Annotated in this window: 11 protein-coding genes; 9 read left to right on the top strand and 2 right to left on the bottom strand. The window is 49.4% G+C overall.

The window, feature by feature from the left end; all coding sequences use genetic code 11:
* Positions 1-33: 33 nt before the first annotated feature.
* Complete coding sequence (locus ABID13_RS15310; RefSeq protein WP_048930849.1) at positions 34-888, bottom strand: LysR family transcriptional regulator; 855 nt, start codon at positions 886-888, stop codon at positions 34-36.
* Between the two features lie 139 nt (positions 889-1,027).
* Between ABID13_RS15310 and ABID13_RS15305 the strand changes: the two genes are divergently transcribed.
* Together ABID13_RS15305 and ABID13_RS15300 are read left to right on the top strand one after the other, a co-directional pair.
* A complete protein-coding gene (locus tag ABID13_RS15305; protein ID WP_048930850.1) occupies positions 1,028-1,870 on the top strand; it encodes an aldo/keto reductase in 843 nt (280 codons plus the stop codon).
* A 100-nt stretch (positions 1,871-1,970) separates the two neighbouring features.
* Complete coding sequence (locus tag ABID13_RS15300) at positions 1,971-2,975, top strand: aldo/keto reductase (RefSeq protein WP_048930851.1); 1,005 nt, start codon at positions 1,971-1,973, stop codon at positions 2,973-2,975.
* Between the two features lie 219 nt (positions 2,976-3,194).
* Here ABID13_RS15300 and ABID13_RS15295 read toward each other — a convergent pair whose 3' ends face one another.
* Complete coding sequence (locus ABID13_RS15295; protein ID WP_007859933.1) at positions 3,195-4,229, bottom strand: substrate-binding domain-containing protein; 1,035 nt, start codon at positions 4,227-4,229, stop codon at positions 3,195-3,197.
* Between the two features lie 211 nt (positions 4,230-4,440).
* On the opposite strand from ABID13_RS15295, the gene ABID13_RS15290 reads away from it, so the two are divergent.
* The 7 genes from ABID13_RS15290 to ABID13_RS15260 all read left to right on the top strand — a co-directional run bounded on the left by ABID13_RS15290 (position 4,441) and on the right by ABID13_RS15260 (position 12,949).
* Positions 4,441-4,881, top strand: coding sequence for a tripartite tricarboxylate transporter TctB family protein (locus ABID13_RS15290; RefSeq protein ID WP_048930852.1), 441 nt, complete (start codon positions 4,441-4,443; stop codon positions 4,879-4,881).
* A gap of 22 nt (positions 4,882-4,903) precedes the next feature.
* Positions 4,904-5,959 (top strand): tripartite tricarboxylate transporter substrate binding protein, encoded by a 1,056-nt coding sequence (locus ABID13_RS15285; protein ID WP_045091892.1) that lies wholly within the window; start codon positions 4,904-4,906, stop codon positions 5,957-5,959.
* Between the two features lie 21 nt (positions 5,960-5,980).
* Positions 5,981-7,519 (top strand): tripartite tricarboxylate transporter permease, encoded by a 1,539-nt coding sequence (locus ABID13_RS15280; protein WP_048930853.1) that lies wholly within the window; start codon positions 5,981-5,983, stop codon positions 7,517-7,519.
* 3 nt (positions 7,520-7,522) lie between these two features.
* The gene (locus tag ABID13_RS15275; protein ID WP_048930854.1) at positions 7,523-8,968 is read left to right on the top strand and encodes a sulfatase family protein; all 1,446 of its coding nucleotides are present in this window, start codon (positions 7,523-7,525) and stop codon (positions 8,966-8,968) included.
* A 258-nt stretch (positions 8,969-9,226) separates the two neighbouring features.
* Positions 9,227-9,460: an HPr family phosphocarrier protein gene (locus ABID13_RS15270; RefSeq protein WP_007859928.1), complete on the top strand. Its 234-nt coding sequence runs from the start codon at positions 9,227-9,229 to the stop codon at positions 9,458-9,460.
* Between the two features lie 295 nt (positions 9,461-9,755).
* Positions 9,756-10,508 (top strand): SseB family protein, encoded by a 753-nt coding sequence (locus ABID13_RS15265; protein WP_007859927.1) that lies wholly within the window; start codon positions 9,756-9,758, stop codon positions 10,506-10,508.
* Positions 10,509-10,699: 191 nt separating this feature from the next.
* Complete coding sequence (locus ABID13_RS15260) at positions 10,700-12,949, top strand: bifunctional diguanylate cyclase/phosphodiesterase (protein ID WP_040415003.1); 2,250 nt, start codon at positions 10,700-10,702, stop codon at positions 12,947-12,949.
* Positions 12,950-12,951: the final 2 nt, after the last annotated feature.

The following is a 12,951-nucleotide window of genomic DNA, read 5'->3' as shown; positions in this document are numbered from 1 at the left end:
GTTTAAAACCAGGGACTGTTTGTGATCAGCAGGTTAGTATGGTAAAACACTATATTTTCGGAGGAATCCCCGGAACGCATTTGATTTATTTGCGGATAGAATCAAATGATAGGTGACAGTAGCCTCCGGATCCGTTATTGGTATCACAATTCGGCCCTGGAGCATACCGCTGTTATCGGCTGCAAGGTTTGTTGTAAAGCAGGGCAGGGTGGATTCATAGACCAGCTCCTGAAAGGCGAAGTCATCGGTCTGCACCAGAAATTTTGAGGCAGGCATCGTTTTGCGGCACATGGCATCCCAAAAACCAATTTCAGAGCGAAGTAAAAAATTAAACCCATTCAGATCAGAGAACGTAAGACGTTCCATTGAAGCCAGGTCATGTCCCGGACGGACACATATTGACAGGGCTTCTTTTAATATGGGGGTGCATAGGATCCCTTTGCTTTCCACCGGATAGGGCAGGATTCCAATATCGCAGGTATGAGCGATCACATGGTTTAAGATATCGTCAGGATTCTGGATACAGGATGAAATGGACATGTCAGGATAATGGGAGGATAGCTCCGGGAGTACGGTCCACAAGGGTGCGGGGGCACAGGATTCAACAGTAACGGAATGGAGGCTTTTGTGATAGCGCTGTACCTGATCGACCGTATCCCTGGATGTGGCCAGGAGAACCCGGACGCATGAGACCGCCTTTTTTCCGGTGGGACTAAGTGTGATCCGGTTTTTTTCGCGGATAAAAAGCGGTACGCCAAATGCATCCTCCACATGCTGCATGGAGCGTGTGATGGTCGGCTGTGATATATTCAAGTGTTCGGCGGCTTTTGACAGTGTGCCGTAATCAGCAAATGCTACAAACTGTTCTAATTCTATCAGATTCAGCATGGAAACTCCTTGTTTTAGTATTCATCTTATGAAATGTAGTTTTCGTTATTTATATTGTACATTTATTATTATAAGCTGTAAACTGTAAAGTGAAAAATAAATACATTCTAGGATATGAATAGCAAAAAGGAGGACTATCATGGAATATGTAACATTAAATAATGGGGTAAAGATGCCTAAGCTGGGTTATGGCGTCTATCAGACGCCTGTGCAGGATACGGAAAAATGTGTGCTGGAGGCCATTGAAGCTGGTTACCGCAGCATTGATACAGCCCAGGCATATGGGAATGAGGACGGCGTGGGGAATGCACTTGCAGCATGCTCTCTCCCAAGGGAAGAGTTCTTTATCACCACAAAGGTGTGGATTACAAACGCAGGCTATGAAAAAGCCAGGCGGTCCATTGACGAATCATTGAAAAAGCTGAAGACGGATTACATAGACCTTTTGCTGATTCATCAGCCGTTCAATGATTATTATGGGACCTACCGGGCCATGGAGGAGGCATATGGGGCCGGGAAGATCCGGGCCATTGGCGTCAGCAATTTCTATCCGGACCGCCTGATCGACCTGTGCCGTTTTGTGGAGATTAAACCTGCAATAAACCAGGTGGAGACCCATGTGTTCCAGCAGCAGAAAAAGGCCCATGAGATCATGAAAAGATACGGCGTACAGATTGAATCCTGGGGGCCTTTTGCCGAGGGACGGAAGGACTTTTTTAACAATTCCGTACTCAATGAGATTGGCAGCAGATATGGAAAGTCTGCAGCCCAGGCAGCTCTGCGCTTCTTGATCCAGAGAGATGTTGTGGTGATTCCCAAAACAACTCACAGAGAACGAATGGAGGAAAATATCAATGTATTTGATTTTGTCCTGGCCGATGAGGAGATGGAGGTACTTGCCGGGCTGGACCAGGGCGAAAGCGCATTTTTTTCCCACTACGACCCGGAAACAGTGGAATTTTTGACTGGTCTGGGGATTTAATACAAAGTTTCCATCAATACGGCTGTCCTAGGGAAGAGGTGGAAAATATAAAGAATGTGTACTCTGGGAGTACACAGAATTTGATAAGGAGAAACCGATAATGAAACAGAGGATAATTGGAAGTATTGCAGTATCAGAAGTTGGAATGGGCTGTATGGGATTTTCTCATGGATATGGAAAGGTTCCGGAGGAAGCATACAGTATAAGAGCGATCCAAAAGGCATATGATTTTGGCTGTACGTTTTTTGATACGGCCGAAAGCTATGGTGTGGAACAGTTTTTTGCAGGACATAACGAACAGCTGGTAGGAAGGGCGGTGGAAGGCTTCAGAGGGAATGTTGTTCTTGCAACTAAGTTCCACCTCCATCCTGGGGACTATGGGCCAGGCGTATCTTTATACGACACCATCCGCGGACATATGGAGGCATCCCTTAAAAATCTGCGGACCGATCATATCGACCTTTATTATCTGCACAGGATCAACGAAATGGTACCGGTAGAAGAAGTGGCGGAAGTAATGGGAAGGTTAAAGCAGGAGGGATGCATCAGAGGCTGGGGGCTTTCCCAGATATCGGTTCCCGTATTAAAGGCGGCACATTCCGTAACGCCTGTTTCAGCAGTACAGAATCTGTACTCCATGTTGGAGCGTGACAGTGAACAGGAGATCATTCCATACTGCCTGGATCATCATATTGGTGTGGTTCCATTTTCTCCAATAGCAAGTGGTTTTTTATCTGGAAATGTGACAGCTGATATGAAATTTGAAGGAGATGATGTGAGGAAATTCGTTCCCCAGTTGTCTAAGGAAAACATCATTGCCAACCAGCCGATTCTGGATATACTTACAAAATTTTCCCAGAGAAAAAAAGCAACAAGAGCCCAGATTTCTCTTGCATGGATGCTTTACAAATATCCTAATGTTGTGCCGATCCCAGGTTCTAAAAATCAGGAAAGAATTTTGGAGAATCTTGGAGCGAGTAAGGTCTTGCTGACAGAGACAGAATTTCAGGAGCTGGAAGCTGCTTTGGGGGAGTGCACGGTACATGGACATAGAGGCGTGACTGAGTCTGAACAGGTCTTGTTTGGAAATAATTGGAGGAGATAGGGGATGTAATATCAAAGTGGAAATATAGTCCCTGATGAGCCAGCCGTCTAAAACCGGCTGGCTTCTTCTGAGACCCGGGAACAGCGGTTCTCTTTTGTATCATGGATTCAAAAACCATTGCCCCGGTAAAAGACGGAAGGTTTACGCTTGTTAACATACAGCAATAAAAAAGGAACTGTCCCGGCTGGCGATACACGGCCCGGGCAGTTCCTTTTATCCCTACAGGGGAAGGTTATTCTTCAGGATCAGGGAGGTGTTGATCTCGTGCTTTGACGGCACCTCATTCCCCAGAACAATGCTGTCAAAGGCAATGGAAACGCCCTTGTATCCCTGTTCATATCCGTTCTGGTCAATGATGGCATTGAGAATCCCATGCTTTAGGGCATCCTTGGACTCCTCAAAAAGTTCGCTTCCGATGATGGTCACTTTGTTCTGGTATCCGATCTCGTTTACCATGGTGCACACCCGTGCCGTGGTTCTTGCGTTATTGGCGTAAATTCCCATGATATTGTCAATGGTGTGGAGAAACTCGCTGAGTGTTTCAAAAAGCTTTTCAGGGTAATAAACATTTTCATATAATTCAATGATCTCGATCAGCGGGTTGCTCTCCGTCATCTGGTCAAAGAATCCGCGTACGACCTGGGCATGGTTGTTGGTGTCGCGTTTGGTCCCGATGATGACCACGCGGCATGGCTGCCTGAGGACAGAGCCCAGATACTCGGCTGCCAGACGGCCGGAGCGGTAAGGGTTGGCCATGATGCAGGCGGTGCGCTGGCTGAAGGGGGCGTCTGCGGAAATGGTAAAAACCTGGATGCCCTCGTCTGTAAACCGGTTCAGGACCTCCAGGGAATCAGTCTCATTCCAGACCACGGTGAGGAGGCCGGACAGCTCCTGGTGCCGCGTCTCCCAAATATGGTTCAGGACCTGGAGCTGCTGTTCCTGGCCTCCGTCAAAGGTGATGTCCAGGATCTCCACATGGCAGGGAGACAATTCCTTTGCCCTGTCATGGATCCCCTTCCATATATACTGGTAAAAATACCGGTTGTCATTGGTAGGTCCGGGGAATACGGCGGCGATCTTATAGGTCTTATGGACCGAAGGTTCGCTGTAGTAATTCATGGAACGGGCCAGAGCCAGTATCTCTTCCCGCTTTTCAGGGCTGACGCCCTTTTTGTTATGAAGAGCCTTGTGGACCGTAGCGACCGTCACATTTGCAGTTTTGGCAATATCCTGTAAGGTAATTTTTTTCTCCATCACTGTTTCTCCCATTGATTTTCCTGTATTATACCACTTTTTTACAGGAAATACAAGTAAAAAGAGAAAAAAAGAAAAAAATAAGAGAAAAATTTTCTCGATTATACGAAAAAAATTATAATAAAAGAGAAAAAATTTCTTGATTTTAAGAAAAGAGTGTGCTATTATGACAATATCAAACATAGTAAGGGAGAAAAAAGGAGGCGGGGTTTTGATAAAAGAGAAAAAATTTCTTAAAACCAATTTCTTATCCGGTGTCCTGGCCTGTTGTTTTGGCCTTTGTATGGCCGGGGTGACCGGACTGTCCAGAGGAATCTATCCCATGACGGTATTTGTGCTTTTGATCCTTATCGGGATGGTTCTGCTGGGAAGCGCGGCCAGGGGAGCGCCGGATCAGTCGTTGTCCAGGATATGGTGGAAGGAGATCGTGATGATCCTGTTCCTGTTTATCAATCCGCTTATGGCAGGGACCTTGGGATTTTACTTTGCGGCATTTTTTGTAATTGCCGGCATTTCATGGCTGATCACACCGGTGAAAACAGGGAAGGCGCTGGCAGGGGTTCTGGCGTATTCGCTGTTGGTAACAGTGGCGGCGTTTGCGGTATTTACAGTGGGGTTAAAAATTGTTACACCATCGGGAATTCTGCGTTAGGCAGAGGAAAGGAAGGAAAGTTATGAGGAGAAGTACGGGAAAGAGATTATGGGCAGGAGTCTGCGGGGCATTGCTGGCGGCAGCGGTTTTATCCGGATGTGCAAAGAGTGATTCCGCGCCAAAGGATACAACGGCCCAGGCAGTGACAGGGGAAGCCACACAGGCCGCGGCCAAGACGGAAGATAAGGCCGGGGAACAAGCTGCTGCATCGGCAGCCTATCCTGAAAAAGAGATCCAATGTATTGTAACGGCGGCGGCCGGAGGCGGTACGGATGCCATGGCAAGGGCTGTGTGCACACCCCTTGAGAAGACCCTGGGAAAAGCCATTGTGATCATTAACAATGGAAGCGCCAGCGGTCTGGTGGGCATGGGAGATATCTCACAGGCAGCGGCAGACGGATATACGCTGGGAGTATTTTCCAATACGGATGTGGCCAATTTTGTATATGGGGCCAGTGAATGTGATTTTACCACGGATGATTTTACTTATATTGCAGGACTGAACACAACGGGGGACATCCTTGTTTTGAAAAAGGGTTCCGACATGAAGAACCTGGACGACTTCGTCAGCAAGGCCAAAGAAAAACCCGGAGAGCTGACCATTGCCCTTCCATCCGCGATCCAGAACCTTTCACTGGATCTGATGAATGAGAAAATGGGGATCGTTACCACCGGCGTTGTCTATGAGGGCGGAAACAAGGTCCTGGCAGACCTGTTGGGCGGGCATATTGAAGCGGGGATCCTCAGCGCAAAGTTCATTTCACAGGCACAGGAGCAGGATCTCACCGTACTGGGAATCATGCTGGGTGACCGCCTGGGAACATTTCCTGACATCTCCACCTTCTCAGAGCAGGGATATGACATTGTGAATCCGGCCGTCAGGATGCTGGTGGGGCCAAAGGGCCTTCCGGAGTCTGTTGTAAATGTTCTGGTGGAAAATTTAAAGCAGGGATATGAAGGCGAGATCAAGGAAAGCGTTTCCAATATTGATGAGGAGCCGGCGCTGCTGACCGGAGCGGACCTGGACGCGTTCTTAAAAGAAGATTTTGCCATGAGAGAAGCCATGTTAAAGAAATAAAACAGGAGAGGAGTGTATCATATGGAGCTGATAACACAGGTCCTGGTCAATTTGTTCAGTGTGCAGACACTGGTGGTGTGCTTTCTGGGCACTGCGGCAGGAGTGATCCTGGGTGCGATTCCCGGCATGAATGGGGGGATAGGGATAGCGGTCATGCTGCCGTTCACCTATGCCATGAGGCCGGAACAGGGACTGCTGTTCCTGGGAGGAATCTATCTGGGATCCTCCTACGGCGGCTCCATATCCGGAATCCTGATCAACTGTCCGGGAACGGCGGAGGCATCCTGCACGGCGCTGGAGGGATACCAGATGACCAGGAAGGGTGAAGGAAAGAGGGCGCTGTATTTTTCCGTTATTGCCAGCGGCATCGGCAGCTTTATCGGATTGATCGTACTGTTATTTTTTGCACCTGTATTGTCCAGCATCTCTGTCAGGTTCGGCCCGCCGGAAATGATGCTGCTGGCCATCTGCGGCCTGACCATTGTGGGCAGCCTGACAGGGAAAAATGTTCCAAAGGGGCTGCTGGCAGCGCTTGCCGGGCTGTTCCTGGCCATGATCGGGATCGATGGAAGCACAGGCGCCATGCGGTTCACCTTTGGCTCCAAGGCGCTCAGAGGAGGCATCAACCTGATCCCGGCCATCATCGGCCTGTTTGCCATTGCGGAGATGATCAAACAGGGGATCGGGCTGAACGGAAACGGGGATGATAAGGAGATCCTGCAGCTCCAGAAAGCCAGGTTCATCGATATCTGGAAGGAGACCTGGAGAAACTATACCGGCGTGCTGCTAAAGTCATCGGCTATCGGAACCTTTATCGGGATCCTGCCGGGAACAGGCGGAGCGATCGCTTCCTTCCTGGCCTACGGGGAAGCCAAGGGAAGGGATAAGGAAGGAACCTTCGGGCAGGGGAACCCGGCGGGGATCGTGGCGCCGGAGAGCGCCAACAATGCGGCAGTGGGCGGATCCCTGGTTCCCATGCTCTCCCTGGGAATACCCGGCTCCTCCACCTCGGCCATCATGTTCGGCGCCCTGACCATCCACGGTCTGGTGCCTGGGCAGAGATTGTTTGTGGAGCATGGGGATATTGTATACACGTTTATCCTGGGAATGTTTTTGGCAGCCGTTATCATGATGGTGATCGGGATATTCGGAATCCCTGTGTTTGCATCCATCCTGAAACTGAATATACGGCATATCATCCCCGTGGTTCTGATGTGTTCCCTGATCGGCGCATATAGCGTGAATAATTCCGTGTATGACGTATATGTGGCCATTGGCATGGGAATTTTCGGGGTGGTGCTGGCCAAGCTGGGAATCCCCAATACACCCGTGGTTCTGGGGCTGATCCTGGGAAGTATCATTGAGAGCAACTTTGTGAGGACTTACACCATAGTTTCAGCCCAGGGCAGGAACATTTTCTTGTATGTGCTGGCCAGGCCGCTGTGCATCGGTATCCTGCTGCTGACAGCTTATCTGATCTATGCCAATATAAAAGCCCTTAGAAAAGGAAAAGAAGTGCAGCAGGACTCTAATATTGAACAGGACCTGCAGGAGGAATAGAGCATGAAACCCAATATAATTTATCTGTTGTCAGACCAGCATAACCAGAGCGTTATGGGAGCCGCCGGGGACCCCTGGGCACGCACCCCTAACCTGGACCGTCTTTACGCCAGAGGAACGGCGCTGGATTCCTGCTATTGCGCGGCCCCGCTGTGCGTGCCCAGCAGATCCTCCATCCTCACCGGCCTTTTGCCCACCGGGAACGGGGTCTATAATAATATGCAGTGCCTGTCGTCCGACAAGGCCACCTTTGTAAACTCCATGACCGTGGGGGGATATGAGACGGTTTTGTGCGGAAGAATGCATTTTGTGGGAAATGATCAGCGCCACGGATATGAAAAACGTCTGGTGGGCGATATCACCCCCTGCTTTATCGGAGGGGACAATGAAGCTGAGATTTATGGGGAGTTTAAACGCTCCTCCGGACAGAACCTGACCTCCATTAAAAAGTCAGGGGCAGGCCGCTCGGCAGTACTGGACTATGATGAGGATGTTGCGTCAGAGGCCTGCCGCTTTCTGAAGGAGAGGACCGATGAGCGTCCATTGTTTATGACCGTGGGCTTTTATGGCCCCCACTGTCCCTACATAGCGCCGGAAGAATTATACCAACACTATTATGAATGTCTCCCTGAGATCCATTTTCCTGATCAGGAGGAAAAGGACGCCATGCATCCGGCCATCCGGAAATGGTATGCCAACAGGAATATGGAAAAAGTGACCCCTGAGGATGTGCGCAGGATACGGGCGGCTTACTACGGTATGGTGGAGTATGTGGACGGCCTTATAGGCAGGATCCTGGAAACCGTTGAAAAAACAGCGGGATGGGAGAACACCATTGTAGTATACGGCTCCGACCATGGAGATAATATCGGGGAACACGGTTTGTTCTGGAAAACCAATTTTTATGAAGGCTCATCCCATGTACCCATGGTGTATGTCTGGCCGGGCGTATTTCCGGAAGGAGGCCATGTGGGCGGTTTCACCAGCCTGCTGGATATTGCGCCCACGTTTTTGGAACTGTCGGGATGCCAGCGTCTGCCGGACCAGGACGGCATAAGCCTGGTGTCCAACCTGAAAAAAGGGACGCCTGTGCCTTCTGACAGGGAGGTGGTATCAATGTGCAGCGACATCAAGGGGGATGATCCCAGCGCCATGCTGCTCCTTGGGTCCTATAAGCTGGTAAAGCATGCCGGATACCAGGTAAGCCAGCTGTTTGACCTGGAGAGGGATCCCGGGGAACTGGAGGATCTGGGCGCCAGGCCGGAGTATGGAGAGACCGTAAGGGACCTGGAAAACCGTCTTGGGCATTACTGGAACGGGGAACAGGCATTGGAACGCCTGAAAAAGGACCTGTTTCATTTCCGCATGATGAAACAGTGGTATGACATTGTGAAACCGGATGTGATCGAAGAGTGGAGAGGGGATCCTGAACAGAACTATCTGGTATAGAGCTTGTCTGTGTTTGATTGAACAGTTACGATCTGGTATAAAATGCCCGGGGGAATGATACAGGAAAACATTGGATAAACCTTAAGTAAATCTTACTTATACCTTAAATCGTTAAATTTTACTCAATATCAAAAAATTCTACCATGGAAAAAAGTGGCTGAAACTTTTATACTTATTGCAATATAAATGGTTGACATAGATTTCCATACCCTTGTCCAATGAGGGGAAAAACCATTATATACAAAGGAGTGTAATAGAATGACAAGTATGTTGGTAAAATTTGAAAAACCCAATCAGGTGGTGGATTTTGTAAATACGATCAGCCGCTATGATTATGACGCAGATATAAAGTACGGCAGCCACATGGTAGACGCCAAGTCCATACTGGGCGTCCTTTATCTGGCAGTGTCCCGCACCGTGGAGCTGGTTCTGCACACGGAGGAGTCAAACTGCAGGGATCTAAAGCAGAGACTTGCCAAATTCGCGGTGTAGGATCAAGCGGATGGGTCCGCAAGCCGGGAACAGGCGGATATAGGCATAAAGGTATAAGGCATTAGGGATATAAGGCAGGATACAGGAACAGCACAAGGTATGGATTTCCATCAGCGGAAGCCATACCTTTTTGATTCCTGGAAAAAAGTAAAAAAGATTTTATATTATTTAAATAGCATAAGAATGAATGGGGTGGTATAATAACAAGCGATAGTCTGTTTTAAGTACGCTGTGCGGCCCGGTTTTCATATCCTGCCCGGCTGTGCTTGGAAGGAAAGAAGAGGAGAAGAACTACATGAATGATAACAAATCCACAGGAAATCAGGAAGTAATCCAGCGCTTAAAGAGTGCTGAGGCACTCTATGTTTTAATATCCGGCTGCACCAAGGAGCCATATATTGTCTGCGATCCGGAATCGTTTGATGATGAGACCTATATGTTTTTTACGCCAGAGGATGCCCAGGCAAAGGCTGGCGAACTGGCAGGCGGCAACATTGATGTTAAGGTGGCAAAGCTGGAAGACAGGCAGATGCTTATGTTTTACACCAGCCTTTATACCATGGGAGTGAATGCCCTGGCTGTCACGGAGGGTGCAGAGGAAAGGCATATCCAGCTGGCTGATTTTGTAAGACGGGACAGACCGGCCCAGGATCCGGAAGGCAAGATGTGGGTGGAGAACCCGGAACTGCATCTCACCGCCCTCTACTACATGCAGGAACTGAGAAAACAGCCTGCACAGGAGAACAGCCCCCAGTTAAGGGAGTGGCAGGAAGAGATATCCAATTACTTTGCTAAAGGCAGCTTCATTGTTCCCGTACAGAAAGAGGGGAACGGCATACCTGTCATCAAGTTAAACGACCAGGAGGTGTATCAGGCGATCTTTACTGATATTATGGAGTTCCAGAAGTTTAACAGGGAAAACCAGCTGCGTCCCCTTGTCATAACCGCGGACAAGATCCCCCAGATCCTGGTGGCAGAGGCTGTGGGAGTGCTTTTAAACCCCATGGGAGTGCGGATGCCGCTGCAGATCAAGAAACAGGCTGAATAAAGATAAGAAAACAGGCAGACCCCCCTGCCTGTTTTTTGTATTTTCAGGTATTAGGAGCCCTTGGGACGCCCATTTTTCTTGCTATTTGAGTTCAAATATATTATGATTAAACCAATTTAGAAATCAGGACAACACCGGATGGGAGCACTCCCGACCAGGGGGTTCTGAAGAAAAAGGCCGGGGTATATGAGATGAGTACGACAGATGGAAAAACGCACAGGCTAATGGACACGGTCCTTCCCTTACTGCTGTGCCTGTGTTTTATTGCCAGCAGCTTATTGTTCCTGGTGCAGATGATCATAAAGAACCAGGTGGAGAATATTGAGTATCTGTACAATGCATCTGACCAGAAAAAGACTACGATTGTAAAGCAGGTCCAGGGCGATCTTCAGACATTGGAGGGGCTTGGGATTATGCTGGGAGGGATGGACGAGAGTGAGCGTGAACGTCTCCTGCCCATTCTCCGTGATATTAATAATGAAAATGCATTCATACGCATGGGGTTTGCCAGGCTGGATGGAGACGCGTGGTTTGTGGATTTAAACGGTAAGGTCTATGAACGCAATCTGAAGGACATGGAGTTTTTCCAAAAAGCCCTGCAGGGGAAGAATAATATATCGGACGTGTTTTCGGATGACCTTCAGGAGGGACAGTACATCAATTATTACGGCGTGGGGATCAAGACGCCGGCAGGAGAGACCATAGGCGTTCTCTGCGCGGTGCACACAGCCGATGTTTTAAGGAGCATCCTGGACGCTCCGGTACTCAGCGGTCAGGGATTTTCCAATATAATCAGCAGCAGCGGGGATTACATCATGCGCTCCATTCATGCGTTCCCCGGGGATATATTGCCGGAGAACAAGGAGGCGCTGCGAAAGGCCATAGAGGAGGGCGGTACCGGGTCCTTTGAAATGACCGACAAGTATGGAAGAGAACAGGTGTCTGTTATCGTGCCCCTCTTAGAAGGCAGATGGTACCTTCACAGCATGGTGCCCCAGAACGTGCTGCGGGCCAGATATATAGAGACCACCATGGGGATCATGGCCATTATCGTGGTGGCATGCTGCCTGTTTGCCCTGTTTATCAGCAGGCAGAGGAGCATGGCGGCCCGGGCCCAGAAGATGCTCATGGATCTGGCCTACAATGATAGGCTTACAGGCCTGCGCAATTATGACGGATTTAAGGTGGATGCCAGGCAATTCCTTGGAAGGGATGACCTGCCCTCCTGTATTTTGTGGTACGGAGACTTAAAGAAGTTCAAATTCATCAATGATATTCTGGGGTATGAGGAAGGGGATAAGATCCTGAGGATCATATCTGAGTACCTGGTGGATAAGGAGTCAAAGGACTGCATCTCCTGCCGTGTGTCGGCTGATAATTTTGCGGGGATCTGCAGGTGCGAAAGCCAGGAACTTTTTATGGAGCAGGTCTTGTCCCTGAATCAGTACATAAAGGATTCCGGTGTTGAGGGGCAGGATTTTATCGAACTGTCCATCGGCGTTTACCGGCTTGCTCCCGGTGACAGTGAGACATCCATTGACGTGCTGGTGAATTACGCCAACATGGCTCATAAGATTGCAAAGGAGAGGTCCGGAAGCAGCTGCGCGCTGTATGATGACGAGATCAGACAGCAGCAGATCGAGGATTCCTTAATGGAGGCGGAAGCTGAAAAAGCCTTAAGGGCAGGGGAATTCAAGGTCTACATGCAGCCCAAGGTGAACATTCAGAACCACAACCGGATCGCGGGGGCGGAAGCCCTGGTGCGCTGGCTCAGTCCATCCAAGGGCCTGATCCCGCCTGCCAGTTTTATCCCTCTGTTTGAAAAGAGCGACCGGATCGTCCTGCTGGACCGGTACATGTTTGAACAGACATGCGGATGGTTCAGGCGCTACCTGGATGAGGGCGGCAGTCCCATCAGCCTGGCTGTCAATGTGTCAAAGGTGGGGCTGCTCCAGAAGGATTTTATAGAGTATTATGCAAAGACCAAACAGAAGTACCGGCTGCCGGACGGCTATCTGGAGCTGGAGTTTACCGAGGGAGTCCTGTTAAATGATACGGATCTGTTCTCCGACATTGTAAGGAAGCTTCAGTCCAAGGGTTTTATCTGTTCCCTGGATGATTTCGGTTCCGGCTACAGTTCCCTTAACCTGCTGAAAAACCTGCCCATTGACGTGCTGAAGCTGGACATCATGTTCTTTCACAAGAGTGAGGACAGTGAAAAGGAACGGATCGTGGTCTCCAATTTCATACACATGGCCAAGGAGTTGAGGATCAAGACCATTGCAGAGGGTGTGGAGTCTGTGGAAAATGTGGATTTCCTCAGAAGCTGCGGCTGTGACGTGGTCCAGGGATATGCCTTTTTCAAACCCATGCCCCTGGAAGACTTTGAACATTTAGTGAACGAGCTGGGAGACCGGCAGCTGGAACCGGAGAACGTGTGACA

The sequence above is a fragment of the Enterocloster citroniae genome (genome assembly GCF_040545455.1).
GTDB classification, from domain to species: domain Bacteria; phylum Bacillota; class Clostridia; order Lachnospirales; family Lachnospiraceae; genus Enterocloster; species Enterocloster citroniae.
This window is presented reverse-complemented; position numbering and strand designations above follow the sequence as displayed.

Bases quoted from the DNA above. Each gene is read 5' to 3' on its own strand.
- ABID13_RS15275 (WP_048930854.1), top strand. From the start codon at position 7,523: ATGAAACCCAATATAATTTATCTGTTGTCAGACCAGCATAACCAGAGC.
- ABID13_RS15270 (WP_007859928.1), top strand. From the start codon at position 9,227: ATGACAAGTATGTTGGTAAAATTTGAAAAACCCAATCAGGTGGTGGAT.
- ABID13_RS15280 (WP_048930853.1), top strand. From the start codon at position 5,981: ATGGAGCTGATAACACAGGTCCTGGTCAATTTGTTCAGTGTGCAGACA.
- ABID13_RS15285 (WP_045091892.1), top strand. From the start codon at position 4,904: ATGAGGAGAAGTACGGGAAAGAGATTATGGGCAGGAGTCTGCGGGGCA.
- ABID13_RS15295 (WP_007859933.1), bottom strand. From the start codon at position 4,229: ATGGAGAAAAAAATTACCTTACAGGATATTGCCAAAACTGCAAATGTG.
- ABID13_RS15300 (WP_048930851.1), top strand. From the start codon at position 1,971: ATGAAACAGAGGATAATTGGAAGTATTGCAGTATCAGAAGTTGGAATG.
- ABID13_RS15305 (WP_048930850.1), top strand. From the start codon at position 1,028: ATGGAATATGTAACATTAAATAATGGGGTAAAGATGCCTAAGCTGGGT.
- ABID13_RS15310 (WP_048930849.1), bottom strand. From the start codon at position 888: ATGCTGAATCTGATAGAATTAGAACAGTTTGTAGCATTTGCTGATTAC.
- ABID13_RS15260 (WP_040415003.1), top strand. From the start codon at position 10,700: ATGAGTACGACAGATGGAAAAACGCACAGGCTAATGGACACGGTCCTT.
- ABID13_RS15265 (WP_007859927.1), top strand. From the start codon at position 9,756: ATGAATGATAACAAATCCACAGGAAATCAGGAAGTAATCCAGCGCTTA.